Raw genomic sequence first — 20,189 nt, 5'->3', positions numbered from 1 at the left:
TCGCTCAAGTGTCGCGGCCTAAGCGGGCAAATTCACACATACCTTCCGGTGCGTGACACGTGTGGTTTCCGAGGAGCTGCCCGGCCTCGGTCCAGATTGCAATGAGGGTCGTACATCCCGCGGATGTACGACCCTGTGCGCAAAATTGAGCGGCCGCGCTAGCGGCTGCCCTTGCGCGGCTGCCACACCACCAGCGCGGTGCTTTTCGCGCGCGGCTGGGAGCGCAGCGCATCCACTTCCTGGGTGAGCTCACGCACACGCGCCTGAAGCGCCTCGACCTGGTTGGTCAGTTCGATGATGCGCTTGATGCCTGCCAGGTTGACGCCTTCGTCCTGGGACAGCCGCTGCACCTCGCGCAGCAGATCGACATCATGCTGCGAATAGCGGCGGCCGCCACCAGAACTGCGCTGCGGTCTGACCAGACCGAGCCGGTCGTAGGTGCGCAACGTCTGCGCATGCATGCCGGCCAGCTCGGCTGCCACCGAGATCAGGAACGTCCGGGCCTCGTCATTGGAACGCTTGGATGGCATTACGCACCGGCCCATCCGGCCCGCGGGTCAAAGCCAGTGGCCCGCTCCGCTTTCGCGTAGGCCTCAAGCGCTTCGGCCGCTTCGCCTTCCAGGTTCGGCGGCACCGCCACCTTCACGGTGACGAGCAGATCGCCGTGACCACCCGAGCGCTTGGGCACCCCGCGGCCACGAACGCGCAGGATGCGCCCGTCCGACGTGCCCTTCGGCACCCGCACGCCGACCTTGCCTTCCAGCGTCGGCACCGAAAGCGTTGTCCCCAAAGCTAACTCGTGGAAACTCACCGGAACGGTGACGGTGAGATCATCGCCGTCACGGCCAAACACCTTGTCCGGCCTGACATGTACGGTCACGTACAGGTCACCCGAAGGCGCGCCCCGCAGCCCAGCTTCACCCTGACCGGCCAGCCGGATGCGCTGACCGTCCTCGACGCCCGGCGGAATCCGCACGTTGATGGTGCGGGTGCGGGTGGTCACGCCGGTGCCTTTGCACTCCTGGCACGGGTGCTCGATGATCGAGCCGCTGCCACGGCACTCGGTACACGGTTCGGAGAACCCGAACGCGCCCTGATTGCGGCTGATTACGCCGGACCCGTTGCAGTTCGGGCACACCTTCGGGCTTGTGCCCGGACGCGCCCCGCTGCCATGACAATTCGTGCACGGCGCGGGACTGGTCAACCGCAGCGGCATCGCCACGCCCTTGGTGGCCTCGAGGAAGGACAGCTCGGTCTCTGTCTCGAGGTCATTGCCGCGGCGCGGCCGGCTGGGCCGCGGCTGCGCACCACGACCGAACAGCCCGCCGAACAGATCGCCGATGTTCGCGCCGCCGGTCTGCCCGGCGGCGTCGAACAGATCGTTCAAGTTGAACTCGGCGCCGTCCCCGCCGAAGCCGCCGAAATTGCCGCCGTTGAACCGGCCGCGGCCGAAGCCACCACCGGCGAACAGGCGACGCGTTTCGTCGTACTCCTTGCGCTTGGCCGCATCCGAAAGCACGCTGTGCGCCTCGGACACCGCCTTGAACCTCTCGGCGGCACTCGGATCGGAGTTGGTGTCGGGATGAAGATCGCGGGCGAGCTTTCGGTAGGCCCGCTTGATCTCGTCGGCGCTGGCGTCAGAGGAGACGCCGAGCTCCTTGTAGAAGTCTTTTTCGACCCACTCACGCTGGGCCATACCGCGTCACCTCCTTACCTGCTACTAGTCGTTCTCTGACGATTCTGCGGCCTGCCCGCTCGCGGTGTCGGTGTTATCGGGCGTGTCTTCGTCGGGCACCGTGTCGACGACGCCGACCAGGGCATGCCGCACCACCTGATCCCCGACCTTGTAGCCACGCCGCATCACCGTGCCGACGATCGGATGCGTGCCTTCGCCTTCGTGCTGAACGGCTTCGTGCAGCGACGGGTCGAACTCGTCGCCCTCGTCGCCGAACCCCGAAACTCCAAGCCCCTCAAGCGCGGTCGCCAGCTTGTCGGCGACCGACTTCAATGGGCCGGACTCGAGATCGCCGTGGTTGCGGGCGCGATCGAGATCGTCGAGCACTCCGAGGAGCTGGGTGACGACCGCGGCCTTCGTGCGTTCGGCAACCACTTGCTGGTCGCGCAGCGCGCGCTTGCGGTAGTTGTCGTACTCCGCCTTCACGCGCTGCAGGGTGGACTTCAGCTCAGCAACCTCATCGGACGCGGGCGCTGCCGCCTCCGGCGCCGGCCCACTGGGGGCCGGCGCGGAGGCAGCGTCACGGATCTCGCCGGTCTCCGGATCGATGCGCCGTTTGTCGGTGACGGTCACCGGCTCGTGCGAATCGTTTGAGCTCACTTGTTCTCCCGGTCATCGTCGACAACCTCGGCGTCCACGACGTCGTCCTGCGACGCCCCGGCAGACCCCGCCTCAGAGCCGCCGCCTGCGGCCTGCTCAGCCTGCGTGGCCTGGTAAATGGCCTCACCAAGCGCCTGCGACTCGACGCCCAACTTCTCCATCGCCGACTTGATCGCGCCGATGTCGGTGCCCGCGAGCGCCGTCTTGGCTTCAGCGATCGCGCCGTCGACCTTCGTCAGCGTGTCCTCGGGAACCTTCGAACCGCCCTCGGCTTCGCGCTGCTCCTTGACGAACTTCTCCGTCTGGTAGACCAGCGACTCGGCCTGGTTGCGGACGTCGGCCTCCTCGCGACGCTTGCGGTCCTCGTCGGCGTGCGCCTCGGCGTCCTTGATCATCCGGTCGATCTCGTCCTTGGACAGGCCGGAGCCTTCCTGGATTCGGATCGTGTTCTCCTTGCCGGTGCCCTTGTCCTTGGCGGTGACGTGCACGATGCCGTTGGCGTCGATGTCGAAGGTGACCTCGATCTGCGGCACGCCGCGCGGGGCCGGCGGGATACCGGTCAGCTCGAAACTGCCGAGCAGCTTGTTGTGCGAGGCGATTTCGCGCTCACCCTGATAGACCTGGATCTGCACCGACGGCTGATTATCGTCTGCCGTGGTGAAGGTCTCCGACCGCTTGGTCGGGATCGTGGTGTTGCGCTCGATCAGCTTGGTCATCACGCCGCCCTTGGTCTCGATGCCCAGGGACAACGGCGTGACATCAAGCAGCAGAACATCTTTCACCTCGCCCCGGAGCACACCGGCCTGCAGCGCGGCGCCGACGGCGACGACCTCGTCCGGGTTGACACCCTTGTTGGGCTCCTTGCCGCCGGTCATCTCCTTGACGAGTTCGGAAACCGCGGGCATCCGCGTCGAGCCGCCGACCAGCACGACGTGGTCGATGTCCGACACCGAGATCCCGGTGTCGGCGATCACCGATTGGAACGGCTTGCGGGTGCGGTCCAGCAGATCCTGTGTGATGCGCTGGAATTCGGCGCGGGTCAGCTGCTCGTCAAGGAACAACGGGTTCTTGTCCGCGTCGACCGTGATGTAGGGCAGGTTGATCGAGGTGCTCTGGCTCGAGCTCAGCTCGATCTTGGCCTTCTCGGCGGCTTCACGCAGCCGCTGCATGGCCATCTTGTCCTTGGTCAGGTCGATGCCCGATGTGCCCTTGAACTTGTCGACGAGCCACTCGACGATGCGGTCGTCCCAGTCGTCGCCACCGAGGTGGTTGTCACCCGAGGTGGCGCGGACCTCGACGACGCCCTCACCGATCTCCAGCAGCGAAACGTCGAAGGTGCCACCACCGAGGTCGAACACCAGGATGGTCTGTTCCTTCTCGCCCTTGTCGAGCCCGTAGGCCAGCGCGGCCGCAGTCGGCTCGTTGACGATGCGCAGCACGTTGAGCCCGGCGATCTGGCCGGCCTCCTTGGTGGCTTGGCGCTGAGCGTCGTTGAAGTAAGCGGGGACGGTGATCACCGCATCGGTGATGTCCTCGCCGAGGTAGCTCTCCGCGTCGCGCTTGAGTTTCATCAGCACACGAGCGCTGATCTCCTGCGGCGTGTACTTCTTGCCGTCGATCTCCACGGACCAGTCGGTCCCCATCTCACGCTTGACCGACCGGATGGTCCGATCGACGTTGGTCACTGCCTGGTTCTTGGCGGGCTGGCCGACCAGCACCTCACCGTTGCGCGCGAACGCGACGACGGACGGCGTGGTGCGGGAGCCCTCGGAGTTGGCGATGACGACGGGGTCGCCGCCCTCAAGTACTGAGACGACGGAGTTGGTCGTCCCGAGGTCGATTCCGACCGCACGAGCCATGGTAGGTCCCTCCTGATTTCTAATTAATCCAGACGTTCTAGGGGTCTGAGTGCACCGCACTCAAGACTGCTCCGGCCGACATTACCCTGTCAACCAAGACCTGAGCCTAATGCACTCAACTATCGAAGTGGTCAACGGCACGGTCGGCGCGTTTGTTCCCGGGTCACTAAGTGATGCCAACAGCCAGCGTTAGCATCACTTAATCATCTAAGTGATGCTACCTTGAATGCATGGCATCAGATGGCCCGACCAAAATCTGGCCCGCTGTCCGTTACGAGACCCTCGACTGGGAGATGCCGGTTGAGGCTGGGTACGGCCTAGCCGATCTTCGGGCGGCGCAGCGCCAGTCCGGCAAGTACATGGCCGCCATCCCCGCAGAGATCGCCGAGCTTGCGGTCACGCTGCCCGCGAGCGTCATCGTCGACGCCGAGGAAGCCAGCCACGAAATCGCGCGGTTCGACGCGGAACTCGGCGATGAGATCGCCCCCTTCTCTTCGGTGCTGCTGCGGACGGAATCGGCGGCCAGTTCGAACATCGAGAACCTGACGGCCTCCGCAAAAGCGATCGCCGAAGCGGAGCTGGGCGACACCAGCCGTCACAACGCAGCCCTCATTGTCGCCAACACCGTAGCGATGAAAGCTGCCGTCGCCCTTGCGGACCGGATCGACGGCGACGCGATCTTGTCCATGCAAGCCGCGCTGATGGGTTCCAGCAAGCCGGCCATTGCCGGTAAGTGGCGCACCGAGCCGGTGTGGATCGGCGGTGGCGACTTCGGACCGTGCGGTGCCGATTTCATCCCGCCTCGCCACGAGCTGGTTGCCCCGGCGATCGACGACCTGATCCGCTTCACGAAACGCGCCGACATCCCGGCGCTGACGCAGATCGCGATCGCTCACGCACAGTTCGAGACGATCCACCCCTTCTCCGACGGCAATGGGCGCACCGGTAGGGCACTGATCCAGGCAATGCTGCGCAACAAACGGCTGACCCGCCAGGTCACCGTGCCAGTCTCGGCCGGTCTGCTGACCGACACCGACTCCTATTTCGACGCACTCACCTCTTACCGGGCGGGCGACGCCGCCCCGATTGTCGAAAGACTCTCGGCCGCATCCGTTTTGGCCGTCACCAATGGTCGCCGTCTCGTCAACGACCTGCGCTCAATCCGGGCCGGCTGGGAATCGAAGATCACCGCCCGCCGCGACTCCGCCGTCCACCGAGTCGCGGACCTGCTGCTGCGCCGCCCCGTAATCAACGCGCAGCTGCTGCAGCGCGAGCTGGGCATCTCGACGGGCAACGCCCGCCGCTACGTGGACCCCCTCACCGAGGCGGGGATCATCGCCGAATTCACCGACCGCACCCGCAATCGTGCCTGGCGCGCCCCCGAGGTTCTTGGTGCACTCGACGCATTCGCGGCCCGCGCCGGCCGGCGCGGACTCCCGGCCTGACGCCGCCGCACAAATACCTCCGCGAGTTCTGCGCCTCGGTCGTTCCGTCGTCAAATCCGCGACCCTGGTGCAGAAGTCGGCGCATCATCGGCCTATGGACACCGAAGTCGACGAGATCGGAACGGACGTCTACCGGTTGTCCACGTTCGTTCCAGAGATCACCGAGAGCGGCTTCACCTTCAACCAATTCCTGCTGCTCGGCGACGAGCCGTTCCTCTTCTACTGCGGTCATCGACAGGTGCTCCCGCTGGTGCCGGAGGCCATCAACCGGGTCGTGCCGCTCGAAAAGCTGAGGTGGATCTCGTTCGGCGACGGCGGCAGCACCCAGGGCGGCCGCGGGGTACGGGCGGTTTGCAAGTGCCGAACGGCTGAAAGCCAACGCTAGGACTCTTGTCCGTCGCCGGCCGGGTGTTGTTGTAGCGCCACCGCCGAGAGCTTGGCGCGGCAGCCTGCCCTTTCCAATGCAGTAATCGACCGCTGTGCTACGGTGCAATCGTTTGCACCGTGCGTCACCGATGACCGATTGGACCCGTTGCATGCCTGCACCGAGCTACGCAGCGATCACCGAACACATGCCCGGTTCGTCCCGGCCGGTCAGCTACCACTTGGCCGAAACCTGGGACGGCCTCTATGCCCCGTACGCCCTGCGCCTGCCGTCGCCGGACGCCACCGGCCTTCCGTTCGTCTTCCTCGCCTACGGCAACGGCGGGGGCGGTATGGAATGGCTGCGTCGACGGGTCGCCACACACGGCTACATCATGGAACGCCTGCTCGACGCGGGTTACGCCTGTGCGTGGGGCCGGTACCGGACCGAGGTCGAGCTCGGTTTCCATCACGGCGGACGTCTCGTCGTGGACCGACGACAGGGCATGGATTTGATGAGCCGTTCGCCGTTGGAGTTCGAGGACGAGCTCGCCATCCTCGAACACGTCGCCGCGCACCCGCAGATCGACGCCGATCGGCTCGGTCACGTCGGAGTGAGCCACGCCGGTGAGATGTTGTTCAAGATCGCGTCCCAATATGACAGTCCGCTCAAGGCCGGGGTCGCCTGCGAGCCCGCCAATCACGAGTTCCTCGATCTCACCCCAGACGACTCGGCCTTCACGAACCCGGACACCCAGCTGCGCAACATCGAGGAAATGCAGATGCGCGATCCGGCGTTCGTCCGCTCACGGATCAACGAACCGCTCGCACTGGAGCGCATCGAACCCATCTCGCTTCCCATCCTGGTGATGGGCCGCGACGACGACCACCTGCAAGGCATCTTCCGGCTGAGCTACGACCTTCTTGCCGCCAGCGGGAAGGACGCCGCCTGGGTCTCGTGGGACCACCCGCTACACGGCTACATCTTTCCGACCGTCGGCACCGACGGCGCCGTCGAAATCGATGACGTGCAGGAACGCGCGATCGACGGCGTCATCGCGTTCCTCGACCGCCACCTCGCCCGCTGAACACCGGCGTCCGGCGATGATCGAAGCCGTCGCGATCTTCGCGGCCGGGGTGTGGGCCGGCGGGATCAACGTCATCGTCGGCTCGGGAACTCTAGTGACCTTCCCGACGCTGCTCCTCTTCGGCTTCCCGCCGCTCACCGCGAACGTGTCCAACAACCTCGGCATGGTTGCGGGCGGCGTCTCCGGCGTCTTCGGGTACCGCCGCGAGCTACGCCCGAATCGACCAATCCTGGTGCGCCTGGCGCCGGCATCGATCGCGGGTGCGCTCGTGGGCGCCGTCCTGTTACTCGTGCTGCCCGCCGAATCGTTCAAGGCGATAGTGCCTGCCCTCATTGCGCTCGGCCTGCTCATGGTCCTCGTCGGGCCGAGCGTCCAAAAGCGCACGGCCGCAGCACAACACGAAGAATCCGAGTCGAGGCTCTCGGGGGTCCTGCTCACCGTCGGCATTTTCTTCCTCGGCATCTACGGCGGATACTTCGGCGCCGCCCAGGGGATCCTGCTCGTCGGACTCATGGGAATGATCCTCAGCGACGGCATCCAACGCCTCAACGCGATCAAGAACGTGCTCGCGACCCTGGTCAACCTCGCGGCCGCATTGACGTTCATCACCTTCGCCAACCACTACATCGACTGGTCGGTGGTCGCGCTGATCTCGGGCGGAGCATTTCTCGGCGGCTATCTCGGCGCCCGCTACGGCCGGCGGCTCCCGCCCGCGGTGCTCCGCGCCCTCATCGTGGTGATCGGCTCACTCGCGCTCATCAAGATCTTGGTGTTCGACTGACCGGCGGGTCTTGACGCCTTGCAGGGGCCAGCACATACTGGCCATAACAATCGATTGCATCCCCCGGGGAGCGGCATGAGCCAGACCATCACGCAGCGCATCAGTTACGTACCGCTCGAGCAGATGGACGAGCGCATGCAGGCGGAGATGGAGCGCTGCGCGAAGCACGGCACACCGCGACCCGAGAGCTCCGCCGTCCGCGCCCACTCGCCGGAGGCGTTCTGGGCCTTCGCCGACAGCTGGCAGTCCCAGTTCCACAGCGGAGTCGTTGACCATGCGATCAAGGATCTGTGCCGGGTGTACATCTCCAGAACGGTCAAGTGCGAGTTCTGCGGCAACCAGCGTTCGGAGAAGGCCGCCTCGGCAGGCCTCGAAGAGCAGCAGTACGACCAGCTTCTCAACTTCGAGACCTCCGACCTCTACGACGAACGACAGAAGGCCGCCCTCGCCTACGCCGAGGCCATTGCCTGGGGTAGCCAGGACCTCGACGGACTCTGGGCCCGTCTGCACGCCCACTTCTCGGAGCAGGAACTGGTCGAGCTGGGCTGCTGCATCGCTCTGACTTTCGGTCAGCAGAGCTGGATTCGGTTGCTCGGCATCGACCATCACCAGTACATGGCGGGCACTTCCGCGTCGATGGCTCCCGGATTCGAGACAGCCGATCACCTGGCTGCCAGCAAGGCGGAACCCAGTTACTGGGCTGCCGACAGCCAGGCCTGATAAAACGGCGACGTGGCCTCGTTCAAGCTGACCGTCAACAGCCGCGAATACAACGTCGACGTTCCCGCGGACACGTCCCTGCTGGAGGTGCTGCGCAACGACATCGGCGACAAGTCACCGAAGTTCGGCTGCGGCCTCGGCCAATGCGGGGCGTGCATCGTCTTGATCGCCGGCCATCCGACACCGTCGTGCGACACCCCCGTGGAGTACGTCCGCGACGAGGTGCAGACCCTCGCCGGCCTCGGTCGCCCCGACGCCTTGCACCCGCTGCAGTCCGCGTTCCTTGAACTGCAGGCCGGTCAGTGTGGCTATTGCATTGCCGGGATCATCATGAGCGCCGCCGCGCTCTTACGCGACAATCCCCGGCCGACCCGCGACGAGGTCTTGGCGGCGTTGGACCGCAACCTATGCCGCTGCGGCACACATTTGCGCTTCGTCGATGCCGTGCTCGCGGCGGCAGGTTCGGGAACGTGACATCACAGCTGCCGGCTTCGCTGATCACCAATCCGTGGATATCGACGTGGCTGACGGTCGCCGACGACGGCGCGATCGGACTGCGCGTCGGCAAGGTCGAGCTCGGGCAGGGGATCCTCACGGCCCTGACTCAGATCGCCGCGCACGAGCTCGACGTTCCGCCGGAATCCGTCCGTGCCGCCGCAACCAACACGGCGTCGTCACCCGATGAGGGCCTGACGGCAGGAAGCCTGTCGATAACCGTCTCCGGAGCGGCTGTCCGGCGGGTCTGCGCCGAGGCGCGCGAGTTGTTCCGTCGGGCGGCCGCCCGCAAGGCGGGGTTGGACGTCAAGCAGGTCCGGTTGGTGTCCGGTGTGTTCGCGAGCCCCGACGGCGCCCGGATCGGTTCGTACGCCGACCTTTCCGGCATCGTCGACCTCCACGTCCGGGTCGGTGAGTCATCGCTCGACGTCGAGCTAGCCCCTCCCATATCGAAGGACCTGGCTCGAATCGACCTGCCCGACAAGGTGCTTGGCCGTCCACGTTTCATCCACGACCTGGAGTTCGACGGCATGCTGCATGCCATGGTCGTGCGGCCTCCTGGCCCGGGAGCACACCTCGAAGACGCTCCGCTGGAAGGCATTTCGGCCATGTCCGGCGTCGAGCAGATCGTGCGCGACGGCGACTTCCTCGCCGTCGTCGCCCGTCGCGAAGGCCAGGCCACGCAGGCCGCAGAAGCGCTTGCGGCTGCGGCGTCATGGTCGGCAGGCATCGAGCTGCCCGACCCCGAGGACATCGGGGGCTGGTTGCGGACCGCCGATGCGGAGACGAGCCACGTCCGCAATGACGGCGCACAGCACGACGACGCGTCGGCCGTGGTGGCTGCCACGTACTCGAGGCCCTACCTCGCGCACGCATCGATCGCCCCCAGCTGTGCCGTCGCGCACTACGACGACGGACGCCTCGAAGTCTGGAGCCACAGTCAAGGCGTGTTCACCCTGGGCCGCGCCATCGCGACGGCCCTGGATCTGAGTCCGGAAGCGGTCGTGGTCCAGCACGTCGAGGGCGCGGGCGCATACGGCCACAATGCCGCCGACGACGCCGCGATGGATGCGGCACTGATCGCGACACGGGTACCGGGCCGGCATGTCCGGGTCCTCTGGAGCCGCGCCGACGAATTGTCGTGGGGACCGTTCGGCGCGGCCATGGTCGCCGATGTCACCGCCAGCGTCGACGAGCACGGGACGATCACCGACTGGTCATACGAGCTGTGGAGCAATGGCCACACAGCCCGGCCCGGTTACGCGCCGCGCCACGTCCTACTGGCCGATGCCCACCGCGCCGGCGTCCCGATGCTCCCTCCGGCAGTGGACCCACCCGCCGATCGCGGTTACGGCTCGCAGCGCAACGCCGAGCCGTACTACGACTTCGCCAGGGTCGACGTGACGGTTCACCGGCTACTGACGATGCCGATCCGCACGTCGTCACTGCGTTCGCTTGGCAGCAACCTCAACACCTTCGCCACGGAGTCCGCCATCGACGAGCTTGCCCTTGCGATCGGGCGGGATCCGCTGGAGATGCGGCTCGCCCACCTGTCCGATGATCGGGCGCGGGAGGTTCTGAGCACCGCCGCTTCCGCAGCCGACTGGGGAGCACCGCTGCCGGACGGTCACGGCCGGGGCATCGCGTTCTGTCGCTACAAGAACCGGAGCTCCTACTGCGCCGTCGTCGCCGACGTGGAAGCGACCGACCGGCTGCATGTCACCCGCCTGACGATCGCCGTCGATGTCGGTCGGGCCGTGAACGTCGACGGCGTGCGCAACCAGGTCGAGGGCGGCGCCATCCAGGCGGCCAGTTGGGCGTTGTTCGAGCAGGTCCGATTCGACAGGCACTCGATCACCAGCACCGACTGGGAGTCCTACCCGATCGCGCGGTTCGACCAGGTGCCCCACGTCGAGGTGCACCTGCTGCAACGTCCCGACGAACCGCCGCTCGGAGCGGGCGAGGCGACTCAGGGACCGGTGCCTGCTGCGATCGGCAACGCGCTAGCCGACGCCATCGGCGTTCGCGTCAGGACGCTGCCTTTCACGCCCGACAACATCGTGGCGGCGATCAACTCGGCACCTTGAGGTGGGCGGCCATCCAGTCCGCCGTGCGGTACCGGTGCGCGGCAAGAACATTGGCACAGCCGTGATTGCCGTCCTCCAGTAGCAGGAAGTCGCTTCCTTCGACCTCACGGTGCAGCCGCTCGGCCTGCTGCCACGGGATCAGACGGTCCTTCTTGCCCGCGACGACCAGCGTTGGGCAGCGCAGAGAGGCCGTCCGGCCGTCCATCGTGAGGGTGAGCGCCAGGGCGCGGGCGTCGTCCTCGTCCTTCGCTCTCGACCGGACCGTGAACGTCTCCCGGGTCAGGGCCGGCAGGATGTCCCAGTTCTCGCCGAATGTATATGGGCCACACAGGCTTACGCACGCCTTGACCCGCTCGTCGCCACTGGCGAATCGGGGCGCGTAGTAGCCGCCGAGGCTCACTCCCCAGACGCCGATGCGATCGGCGTCGATGTCGTCGCGTGCGGCAAGCGCGTCGACGAATGCCCGGCCCGGCACCTCCCAGTCCGCACGGATCGGCAGGTCGTACTCCGCTTCACCTTGCCCGGGGCCGTCGACGCTGAAGGTGGCGAGGCCGCGTTCCAGGAAGAGCTGCTCGGTGGCCCGCAGCTCCTCCTTGGTCGAGTCGAGGCCAGGCACACAGATCACGGTCGGATGAGGCGCAGGGGCGTGGGGTTTGCGCAGGATGCCGAACATCGTGGCGCCCTCGAACGGCATCTCGATCCGCTCACCGGACGGGTCCAGGTGCGGCAGCGCGGCATCGAGGCACCGCACGGCGGCTTGGTGGGCGGTGCGCATCTGCACCAGGTCGCGGACATAGACGAACTTCGCGAAGTGATACACGACGGCCGCCGTGCTCAGGTGCGCACCCGCGGAGCGAAGTCGGCCCTGCTCAAGCGCCTCTTTCCCGAGCTTCTCATGCACGCTCGCCGCGTCCGACCAGGCGGTACACCAGTCGGCCCAGGATTCCAGCCCGGCCATCACGCGATCGAAGTCGGCGGCGGGCACACCGTTGGCGGTGAATCGCGGACCCCAGTGCGAACGGGCGGAGGCGACGTATTCGTCCATGCGTGCGTCCTCTTCGATTTCCACCATTGCAAACGATTGCGGCGGCTTCTACCGTAGCAGGAGGGATGTGTTCATGGAAGGACGAAAGTGGCTCCAACCAGCGATGTTGTTGTGGTGGGCGGTGGGCATAACGCGCTTGTGTGCGCGGCCTACCTGGCCGAGGCCGGTCTGTCCGTCACGGTGCTCGAAGGTCGCGACGTGATCGGCGGCAACACCGTGACCGAGGAGCTCACCCTGCCCGGATGGCATCACGACTCGTGCTCGACAGCGCACGTCGTACTGCAGTCGAACCCGTTGATCCGCGACGACGAGCTCGGGTTGATCGCACGCTACGGGCTGAAGTACATCGTCACCGACCCGGCGGTGGTCTTTCCGCTTCCCGACGGCGACCTGCTGACGGTTCACCCGAAACTCGCCGAGACCGCCGCGGAGTTCGCCCGCTACTCCCGCGCCGATGCCGATGCACTCGTCACGATGATCGAGGACTGGAACGCCGGCCAGCGGATCGCGCATGCGTATCTGTCCGCAGGAATGCCCCTGCCCGACGAGCCGTGGTCACGCAGCTACGAGGAGTTGCGGAGCCGCAGCGCATGGGACGTCATCGCCTCGACGTTCCACCATCCGGTCACGCGTCGGGTGATGGCCTGGATGGGTTTCGCCACGATCCAGCCGCCGCAGCGACCCGGCACCGGCGCGCTGCCTGCCGCGATCATGGCCGGTCGATTGGCCTTCGGCTGGGCTACTCCCGTCGGCGGCTCTGGCGCGTTGCCAAATGCCCTGGCGGCCCACATCATTGACCACGGCGGCACCGTGGAGACGTCGGCGTCGGTGCGGTCGGTAATGGTGGAAGAGGGGCACTGTGTCGGGGTGCGCACCGATGACGGGCGCGAGTTCCTGGCAAGCCGGGCCGTCGTCGCAGGCAGCCATCTACGCGAACTGCGCGAAATGCTCAGCACCGCTTCGACGGTCGCCGACGAGGCCGCGCGCTGCTGGCGACCGGGGATCCCGTTGTTCGCAGTGCATTTCGCGCTCCGCGCCGATGTCCGCTACCGATCGGAGAGCGGAGCCCTCACATCGGCGGCCGGGGCCCTCGGCAGTCCGGAGGGTCTGCTTCGCCAGGTCGCCGGGGTGTCGTCGGGGCACCTGGAGACCGAGGATCCGTGGCTGCTGATGATGTCGTCGACGGCGGTCGATCCCCAGCGCGCGCCGGGCGGCACGTTCAAGTTCCTGACCGCAGCGCCGATGCTTCACGACGGCGGTGCGTGGTCGGACGCCGATGCGATGGCGTACGCGCAGGTGCTAATTGGCATCGCCCGTCGTCATATCGACGGGATCGACGACGCCGACATCCTGGCCATCAGGCCTGAATCGCCAACATCGCTTGCCGCGCACAACCTTTCGAATATCGGCGGATCCTGCCACGGCGGCGAGTTCGCGCTCGACGACGGTACGGTCATCCCCGGCTGGCTCGACTACCGCACCGATGTTCCGGGTCTCTACCTGACCGGCTCGACGTCGCACCCGGGCGGTTCGGTGTCGGGAAGGCCGGGGCGCAACACCGCACGCACGGTGCTCGCCGACCTCGGCCTGACATCGCCGATGTCGGTGCCCTGACCGCTCAGCCCCCGGGTTGTCGAGTGGCCAGTTATGACACGCGATTTCGCACGCGGCGTACGATAAGTGGCCATTCGTCGAGGTTCGGCGGCGACGCGCGCCACGAGTGTGTAGTTGTGCCACGCGTTTTCGCTCAGAGCGTGACACAACTCCACACTCACCGGCCGGTCAGCCGCACGATATGCAGGCCGTGGTTCTTGTCGGAGAAGTAGATGTTCCCGCGCGCATCGACGAGGACGTCTTCGGACTGGGTGACCAAAGTCTTCGGAAGCAGGCCGCGGCGTTCGGTGGGGTCGTCGGGTAGATACCAGGCGATCTCGCGCGGCAGATAGGCATCGCTGATGTCGTAGACCCGCAGCCCAGCGTTGAACCACGTCATGAACATCAGGTTGTCGTCGGCGAAGAGTTCGGGACCTTGTGGGTGGTGCTGATTGTGCGGTCCGAACCGCCCGCCCCGCGTGCTGAAGTTCGGATACCCCGCGCCCGCCGCAGGCTCGGGTATCGGCAGCAGCGACATCAGGCGCGGGTTCTGCTCGTCGCTGACGTCGACGATGCCCGCGAAGTTGTACGCCTCCTGCTGCCGTTCGGCGATCGCTTCGGTGTTGACCAGCAACAGGTTTCGCGCAGGAAGGGGGACCACGGAGTGCATCGCGATCATGCTCGAGAACGCGGCCCCGATGTCCAGCCGCGAGACCAGCGTCGGCCGCGCGATGTCCGAGATGTCGAGGATGACGACTCCTGCGGCCCCGTAGCTGAGGTAGGCGCGGTCACCGAGGGCGTAGGGCGGTCCGTGCAAGGAGATGCGTCGCTGCGGGGTGGCGCCAGCCGCAACATACTGCTCGGGCAGGAACCACATCGCGACCTCAACGGGACGCCGCGGATCGGCGACGTCGAGGATCACGTAGATGTTGCCTTCGAACCCGCGGCGCCCCGCCGTCACATGCAGATAGCGGCCACCCGTGAAGTGGTTGCGGTGCACGCCGTGATCGCCTGTGTCCCACTCGCTGAGCAGCTGCGGATCGACAGGATTGCTCACGTCGAAGATTCGGATGCCTTCGTTCGCGTTGAGAGCGGGGTTGCCGCCCCATGCCGGCGGGCGATGCTCCATGCCCTGGACCAGCAACCCGTCGGCGACCTGGACCTGCCAGGTCGCGGCGTGCTCGGGCCCCTCGATCGCGCCGACCAGGCGAGGATCGGCGGGATCGGATACGTCGAAGATCGACATCCGCGGTTCCCAGAAATGCGTCGCGTAGAGATACCAGCGCTGATCGACCACCTGCATGGCCAGCTTGAAGATGGGCTTGCCGCCGACGTCGTGATACCCGACGAAATCGACACCGTCGGAGGTGAACCCGGGTGGGCCTGCGCTCACGAAGCCGCCTGCGCCATCAGATCGGCCAATTCCGGCAGCGGCTCGAGACAGAAGACGCCGCCGGTGCCGCGGTCGGTGACCCAGATCAGGCCGTGCTCATCGACGAACAGATCATTGGCCTGCGGCACGGGCGACCCGGCCGGTGCCTCGCTGACCCAGTGCGCGACTTCGCGCGGATCCTCCGGGTCCGACAGGTCGTAGACGCGCAGTCCTGCGCTGAAGTAGGTCGCGAACACCACCCGGTTGCTTTGGTAAGACCCGTCGCGGTTCTCGTGCAGATTGTGCGGTCCATAGCGTTGAGGAAGTTCGTCGAACGATGCGTCAGGCGCGGGCAGCGTCCGCAGGTATCGGGGCGCCGACGGGTCCGCGATGTCGATCAGGTGTATCCGTCGCTCCTCGCCGTGCGGGCCGTCGTGTTGCTGCTCGTCGGTGGCGACGAGCAGCCCGCGACCCGCTAGGGGCAGGCAGGTGTGGGTCGCCCCGCCACCCCACTGCAGGCGTGACACCTCGCGTGGGGCGGTCGGATCGGACGTGTCGAGCACGACCAGGTTCGCGTCGTCGTAGCCAAGGTAGGTGTACTTGCCCTCGGCAAGCCCGTGGTGCGCCGCGACGCGATGACCCTCAGCCCAGTCGGCGATCTCGCCCCCGTCGGTCCACTGTCCCGGCCACCACCAGCGTGCAGCGAGTGTGGGTCGTTCGGGCTCCGCCAGATCGATGGTCATCCAGATGCGGTCGGTGAATCCCGCTGGCGTACTTGACATGTGGGCATAGCGTCCGCCCTCCCAGACAATGCGGTGGACGCCCTTGCCCCCTGACTCCCAGAACGCGATCTGCTTCGGCTCGAAGGGGTCCTCCAGTCGGTAGATCGCGACACCGGCCGAATGCGGCCCCAGCGGCGCCTTGGGCCGGTACGGGAATCGCTCGTGATTGACGAGCAACAGCCCATCGGCGATCTGCACCTTGTGGGTGTGGGTATTGGCGGGAGCATCCCACTGCGCCACCAGTTTCGGTTGATCAGGAGCGGACACGTCGAGGATCGACGTGCCCGCCCCTGTCGCGCCGGCATGCCCGACATACAGTGCGTCGCCGTGACGCATCACCTGCATACCGTCGCCTCGTCCGGCCAAGTCGTGCTGGCCGAGGAGCCGAACCCCGTGGGCCGATGCGGTTTCCGTCGTCACTGTGCCAAGTCGGCGGGGTCGGGTCGCAGGGGCAGGTTCAGCGCCTTCTGGGCGCGCCACAGCGGGACCAGGTCGACGTATTCTTGCCAATTGGTGCCCGGCGGAATCACTTTCAGCTCGATCTGTTCGTTGACGAACTGATCCATATCGGCGATGTCGAAGCCTCCGTCGCCGGTGTGATAGTCCGGGCTCTGCTCATCGGCGTACACATCGCGGTACGGCTGCGGGAGTTCAAATCCCTTGGTCGCCATCAGGTCGAGCACCGCGTCCTTGTTGGCCACGTCGTTGATGTACTGGCGCGCCTTCAGCGTCGCGTTAAGGAAGGCGACCGCGGTCTCAGGGCTCTCGGTCAGGATTTCGTTGGCAGCCCAACCATTTTGGGGCGCGCGTCCGAGTTCCTGGAACAGGAACTTGCCACCCGCCTCCTCTATCAGTGACCTGTGCCGGAGCTGAAGGCTGGCGCCGTCGACCGTGCCTGCGATCACGGACTGCAGACGCTCGTTGGACTGACCGCCTGTGCTCACCAGATTGACGTCCGTATCGGGGTTGAGGCCGTTGTCGGTGAGGAGCTTTCGAATCAAGAAGTCGTTTCGGCTGCCGAACTGTCCGCCGGTGATCGTCTTGCCCTTGAGGTCCTCGGCGTTGTTGATGCCCTCACGCACGCCGAGGATGTTCGCCTCACCACCGAGATAGACCGACAGATACTTCACCCCCGCGTTCGACTTGTTCGCCGCGGCGATGGTGGTATCGGTGTCGTAGAGCGCGAAGTCCACCGACCCTCCGATGAGCGCAGGCAGCGGGTCCTCGACAGTCACGATCTCGACGTTGTCGATCCCGACTTCCTTGAAGTAGCCCTTCTCCTGCGCCACCAGGACGTCCACATGGAACAGGTAGTACGGGTTGTCCACCGCCACGATGATCGACTTCTTCACCTTCGACGTGTCGATGGTGGCGTCGACCTCGTCGGCGTTGGTGGGAATGCTGGCCGTCTCACCGCCCCCGCTGGCGGCGTCGTCGCCTCCGCCTCCGCAGGACGTGAGCACCGTCGCGAACGCCAAACTCGCGCTGAGCAACGCGAGCAATCGTTTGCTTCTCCTCATGCACTTCTCCTTGTTATGTGAAGTTGTGTGAATCTTGGGGTGCCTACGCACGTGAGAAGTCGCGCCATGGCGCGGCGCGGCGTTCGATCCATCGCATTCCCTGCACGAGGCCGACCGAGATGATCGCGAGCAGCAACAGAGTTGCGTACATCATCGGCGCATCGAACTGGTCGCCCGCGCGATCGAGCAGGAATCCGAGACCTTTTCCTCCGCCGCCGAGCAGCTCCCCGATGAGCATCCCGACCAGCCCGCGGGCGATGCCCTGGTTGATGCCACTGACGACGAACGGCAGCGTGAACGGCAAGATCACCTTGACGTACAGCTGGGCCTCGCTGGTACCGAAGACACGACCGGCGCGCACAAGCGACGGATCGACGGTCTTCACCCCTTCCATGCAGTTGACCATGATCGGAAAGACCGCCGATAGCACGATGATCGTGAGCTGCATGGAATTGCCGAAGCCAAGAACGAGGATCAGAAGGGGAATGAGTGCGACGCGCGGCAACGCTGTCATCGCCCACACGTAGGGAGACAGGATCAGGTCGATGATCCGAACGCCGCCCATCAACAGCCCGACGGGGATGCCGATCGCCGCGGCGATCAGCATGCCGATCGTGAAGTTCTTCAAGCTGTGGAGCAGTTGCGGACCTATGACGCCATCGACGAAACCGTGGTACATCGCCGAGAACATGTCCGTGGCCTTCGGGAAGAACAGCGGATTGATGACTTCGGACAGTGCGAGCAGCTGCCAGCCCACGAAGAACAGCGTCAGGTTGATCAGCGTGATGAAAAGGCTCCGGAACGGCGCCCACCTGCTACGGGTGATGGCCTCGGTGACCGAGGTCGAATCGGCGTTCGGGTTCGTCGTCGGCAGTGTGCCCGCGCTCATCGGTCCCCTCCGGTCTTTGCGCCAAGTGCCTCGGCCTGGAGCTGGCTCCAGATGTGCTCGCGTAGCTCGCCGAACCGCGCACTGCGCTTGACACCCTCGTCGAAGCGCGATCTGGGGAGGTCGACGTCGATGATTTCCTTGACCCTGCCCGGCCGGTTCGACACGATCACCACCCGATCCGCGAGTGTCAGCGCCTCGTCGATCGAGTGGGTGATGAAAAAGACGGTCTGGCCCGTCTCGGCGATGATCTTCTCGAACTCCGCCTGCATGGCCTCGCGCGTCATGGCATCAACAGCGCCGAAGGGCTCGTCCATCAACAAGATCTCCGGCTCTGACACCAGCGCTCTGGCGATCCCGACCCGTTGTCGCATGCCGCCGGAGAGCTCGTACGGAAAAGACTTTTCGAAACCGGTGAGACCGACGAGTTCGAGGGCGCGGCCGATGCGCTCCCGCGACAACTCCTTCGAAGGGCGGGGGTGCCTGTTCTCCAGCGCGAACATGACGTTCTTGTAGACGGTGCGCCATGGCAGCACCGCGTAGTCCTGGAACACCATGGCCCGGTCAGGACCGGGCCCGTGGACGACCTGGCCATCGACCCGGATCGTCCCTTCCAGGGGTTTCATGAATCCGGCGATCATGTTGATCAACGTGGTCTTGCCACACCCGGACGGGCCGACGATGGCAACGAACTCGCCGCGATACACGTCCAATTGCACGTCCCGAAGGGCGATGAGCCGAGTCTTCTGTCGCTGGTTCTCGTAGCCGGCACTGACACCACGAATCTCGATCAGCGGTGTCCCGGTCGCCGGCGAGTCGCCGGTACTCGGTCGCGGGCGGCGGGTCACCGAGGGAACGGCATGACTCATGTAATCGCTACCTCTGTCTCTGCACTTACGACCGCCTTGCAATCGTTTGCCCCATCCTGCGATGTGACGTGGGTCATGTCAATGGGCGCTCGGAGGAAAAGTCGGCAGGGGCCGCGAACCGGCAGGTAGACAACCCACGAGGTTGTCCACAAACGATTGCAGCTATGGCACCATGTGTTCATGGCACGAGCCCAGCTCCGGATCGGGACGTTCACCCCGTCGCTGTTGATCGCTCTCGCTCGTTCCACCGGCCGACTGGACCGCGCAGGCCTCGAGGTCACCGAGACCCCCGTGTCCTCGTCGCCCGCTCAGTTCCGGTCGCTCGAAGCCGGCGAGTTCGACGCGGTGATGACAAGCCCGGACAACGTTCTCGCCTACCGGTTCCTGCGCGCAAATCCACTCAAGCGCAACCTTGCGGTGGAGATTCTCGCAGGCATCGACCGGGGACTCGGGCTGTCGTTGTGCCTGGCACCGTCGGTGACCGACGTCGCGGACGTCCGAGATCGCGTTGTCGGGGTCGACGTGCCCGAGTCGGGCTTCGCATTCGTGGCATTCGAACTCCTTGACCGCGCCGGCCTCGGAAAAGCCGACTACAGCGTCGAGTCGCTTGGATCGACGCCTCGGCGTGCCGCGGCGCTGACAGAGGGCACCTGTGCGGCCACGGTCCTCAATGCTGGCAACGAACTGCGGGCCATCGCAGCCGGGTGCCGTGTGGTGAGCACGGTCGCGGACATCGGCCCCTATCTCGGTACGGTCATGGCGGCGATGTCGGCCGACGGCCCCGAAATCACCGGTCCGCGAGGACGTCTGGCGGAAGTGGTGATCGATACCGCGCATGACATCGTCGCCGGCCGTCTGCGAGCGGAGGTCCTCGAGGCGGCGGGCCGGTTGCTTGGGCTCGCGGAGCCGCAAGCCGTTGCGCACCTTGACTGCCTGCTCGACCCCACTC

At 65.9% G+C, this 20,189-nt stretch carries 19 protein-coding genes; 9 read left to right on the top strand and 10 right to left on the bottom strand.

Translation table 11 applies throughout. The features are described from left to right. Nucleotides 1-158: 158 nt before the first annotated feature. Genes VFH65_RS22810 through dnaK form a run of 4 tightly spaced genes read right to left on the bottom strand, consistent with a single transcriptional unit; the run spans nucleotide 159 to nucleotide 4,194 of the window. The gene (locus VFH65_RS22810; protein WP_353324476.1) at nucleotides 159-530 is read right to left on the bottom strand and encodes a heat shock protein transcriptional repressor HspR; all 372 of its coding nucleotides are present in this window, start codon (nucleotides 528-530) and stop codon (nucleotides 159-161) included. After that, nucleotides 530-1,696: a molecular chaperone DnaJ gene (dnaJ, locus tag VFH65_RS22805; protein WP_353324474.1), complete on the bottom strand. Its 1,167-nt coding sequence runs from the start codon at nucleotides 1,694-1,696 to the stop codon at nucleotides 530-532. The genes VFH65_RS22810 and dnaJ overlap by 1 nt, the downstream gene beginning before the upstream one ends. Before the next feature lie 24 nt (nucleotides 1,697-1,720). Continuing rightward, nucleotides 1,721-2,335 carry a nucleotide exchange factor GrpE gene (gene grpE, locus VFH65_RS22800; protein WP_353324472.1) on the bottom strand — a complete coding sequence of 205 codons (615 nt, stop codon included), beginning with the start codon at nucleotides 2,333-2,335 and terminating at the stop codon, nucleotides 1,721-1,723. After that, on the bottom strand, nucleotides 2,332-4,194 hold the full coding sequence (dnaK, locus tag VFH65_RS22795) for a molecular chaperone DnaK (protein ID WP_353324470.1): 1,863 nt from the start codon (nucleotides 4,192-4,194) through the stop codon (nucleotides 2,332-2,334). The genes grpE and dnaK overlap by 4 nt, the downstream gene beginning before the upstream one ends. Nucleotides 4,195-4,424: 230 nt before the next feature. Between dnaK and VFH65_RS22790 the strand changes: the two genes are divergently transcribed. From VFH65_RS22790 to VFH65_RS22760, 7 genes are all read left to right on the top strand, one after another. Beyond that, the gene (locus VFH65_RS22790; RefSeq protein ID WP_353324469.1) at nucleotides 4,425-5,639 is read left to right on the top strand and encodes a Fic family protein; all 1,215 of its coding nucleotides are present in this window, start codon (nucleotides 4,425-4,427) and stop codon (nucleotides 5,637-5,639) included. A gap of 94 nt (nucleotides 5,640-5,733) precedes the next feature. Next, complete coding sequence (locus VFH65_RS22785; RefSeq protein WP_353324467.1) at nucleotides 5,734-6,024, top strand: hypothetical protein; 291 nt, start codon at nucleotides 5,734-5,736, stop codon at nucleotides 6,022-6,024. A 130-nt stretch (nucleotides 6,025-6,154) separates the two neighbouring features. Then, the gene (locus VFH65_RS22780) at nucleotides 6,155-7,090 is read left to right on the top strand and encodes an alpha/beta hydrolase family protein (RefSeq protein WP_353324465.1); all 936 of its coding nucleotides are present in this window, start codon (nucleotides 6,155-6,157) and stop codon (nucleotides 7,088-7,090) included. A gap of 16 nt (nucleotides 7,091-7,106) precedes the next feature. Further along, the gene (locus tag VFH65_RS22775) at nucleotides 7,107-7,871 is read left to right on the top strand and encodes a sulfite exporter TauE/SafE family protein (RefSeq protein WP_353324464.1); all 765 of its coding nucleotides are present in this window, start codon (nucleotides 7,107-7,109) and stop codon (nucleotides 7,869-7,871) included. A gap of 75 nt (nucleotides 7,872-7,946) precedes the next feature. After that, on the top strand, nucleotides 7,947-8,591 hold the full coding sequence (locus VFH65_RS22770) for a carboxymuconolactone decarboxylase family protein (RefSeq protein ID WP_353324463.1): 645 nt from the start codon (nucleotides 7,947-7,949) through the stop codon (nucleotides 8,589-8,591). 12 nt (nucleotides 8,592-8,603) lie between these two features. Then, nucleotides 8,604-9,065 (top strand): (2Fe-2S)-binding protein, encoded by a 462-nt coding sequence (locus VFH65_RS22765; RefSeq protein WP_353324462.1) that lies wholly within the window; start codon nucleotides 8,604-8,606, stop codon nucleotides 9,063-9,065. After that, complete coding sequence (locus tag VFH65_RS22760) at nucleotides 9,062-11,173, top strand: xanthine dehydrogenase family protein molybdopterin-binding subunit (RefSeq protein ID WP_353324461.1); 2,112 nt, start codon at nucleotides 9,062-9,064, stop codon at nucleotides 11,171-11,173. The genes VFH65_RS22765 and VFH65_RS22760 overlap by 4 nt, the downstream gene beginning before the upstream one ends. Here the strand turns inward: VFH65_RS22760 and VFH65_RS22755 are convergent. Next, a complete protein-coding gene (locus VFH65_RS22755) occupies nucleotides 11,157-12,218 on the bottom strand; it encodes an alpha/beta hydrolase family protein (RefSeq protein ID WP_353324459.1) in 1,062 nt (353 codons plus the stop codon). The genes VFH65_RS22760 and VFH65_RS22755 overlap by 17 nt on opposite strands. A gap of 87 nt (nucleotides 12,219-12,305) precedes the next feature. On the opposite strand from VFH65_RS22755, the gene VFH65_RS22750 reads away from it, so the two are divergent. Beyond that, complete coding sequence (locus tag VFH65_RS22750) at nucleotides 12,306-13,832, top strand: phytoene desaturase family protein (protein WP_353324458.1); 1,527 nt, start codon at nucleotides 12,306-12,308, stop codon at nucleotides 13,830-13,832. 157 nt (nucleotides 13,833-13,989) lie between these two features. Here the strand turns inward: VFH65_RS22750 and VFH65_RS22745 are convergent, their stop codons facing one another. From VFH65_RS22745 to VFH65_RS22725, 5 genes are read right to left on the bottom strand one after another with little or no spacing between them, the layout of a single operon-like run. Next, on the bottom strand, nucleotides 13,990-15,204 hold the full coding sequence (locus VFH65_RS22745; RefSeq protein ID WP_353324456.1) for an LVIVD repeat-containing protein: 1,215 nt from the start codon (nucleotides 15,202-15,204) through the stop codon (nucleotides 13,990-13,992). Next, a complete protein-coding gene (locus tag VFH65_RS22740) occupies nucleotides 15,201-16,385 on the bottom strand; it encodes an LVIVD repeat-containing protein (protein ID WP_353324455.1) in 1,185 nt (394 codons plus the stop codon). The genes VFH65_RS22745 and VFH65_RS22740 overlap by 4 nt, the downstream gene beginning before the upstream one ends. Further along, nucleotides 16,382-17,485 carry an ABC transporter substrate-binding protein gene (locus VFH65_RS22735; protein ID WP_353324453.1) on the bottom strand — a complete coding sequence of 368 codons (1,104 nt, stop codon included), beginning with the start codon at nucleotides 17,483-17,485 and terminating at the stop codon, nucleotides 16,382-16,384. Before VFH65_RS22735 ends, VFH65_RS22740 begins: the two co-directional genes overlap by 4 nt. A gap of 43 nt (nucleotides 17,486-17,528) precedes the next feature. Then, nucleotides 17,529-18,374: an ABC transporter permease gene (locus tag VFH65_RS22730; protein ID WP_353324451.1), complete on the bottom strand. Its 846-nt coding sequence runs from the start codon at nucleotides 18,372-18,374 to the stop codon at nucleotides 17,529-17,531. Beyond that, the gene (locus VFH65_RS22725; RefSeq protein ID WP_353324449.1) at nucleotides 18,371-19,240 is read right to left on the bottom strand and encodes an ABC transporter ATP-binding protein; all 870 of its coding nucleotides are present in this window, start codon (nucleotides 19,238-19,240) and stop codon (nucleotides 18,371-18,373) included. Before VFH65_RS22725 ends, VFH65_RS22730 begins: the two co-directional genes overlap by 4 nt. 180 nt (nucleotides 19,241-19,420) lie before the next feature. Here VFH65_RS22725 and VFH65_RS22720 point away from each other — a divergent pair. Further along, the coding region (locus tag VFH65_RS22720) for a hypothetical protein (protein WP_414688488.1) at nucleotides 19,421-20,189 on the top strand (769 nt) is incomplete at its 3' end.

This window comes from Mycobacterium sp. (assembly GCF_035697385.1).
Taxonomy (GTDB): domain Bacteria; phylum Actinomycetota; class Actinomycetes; order Mycobacteriales; family Mycobacteriaceae; genus Mycobacterium.
The sequence above is the reverse complement of the archived record's forward strand: the minus strand, read 5'-3'. Positions and strand labels throughout refer to the sequence as shown.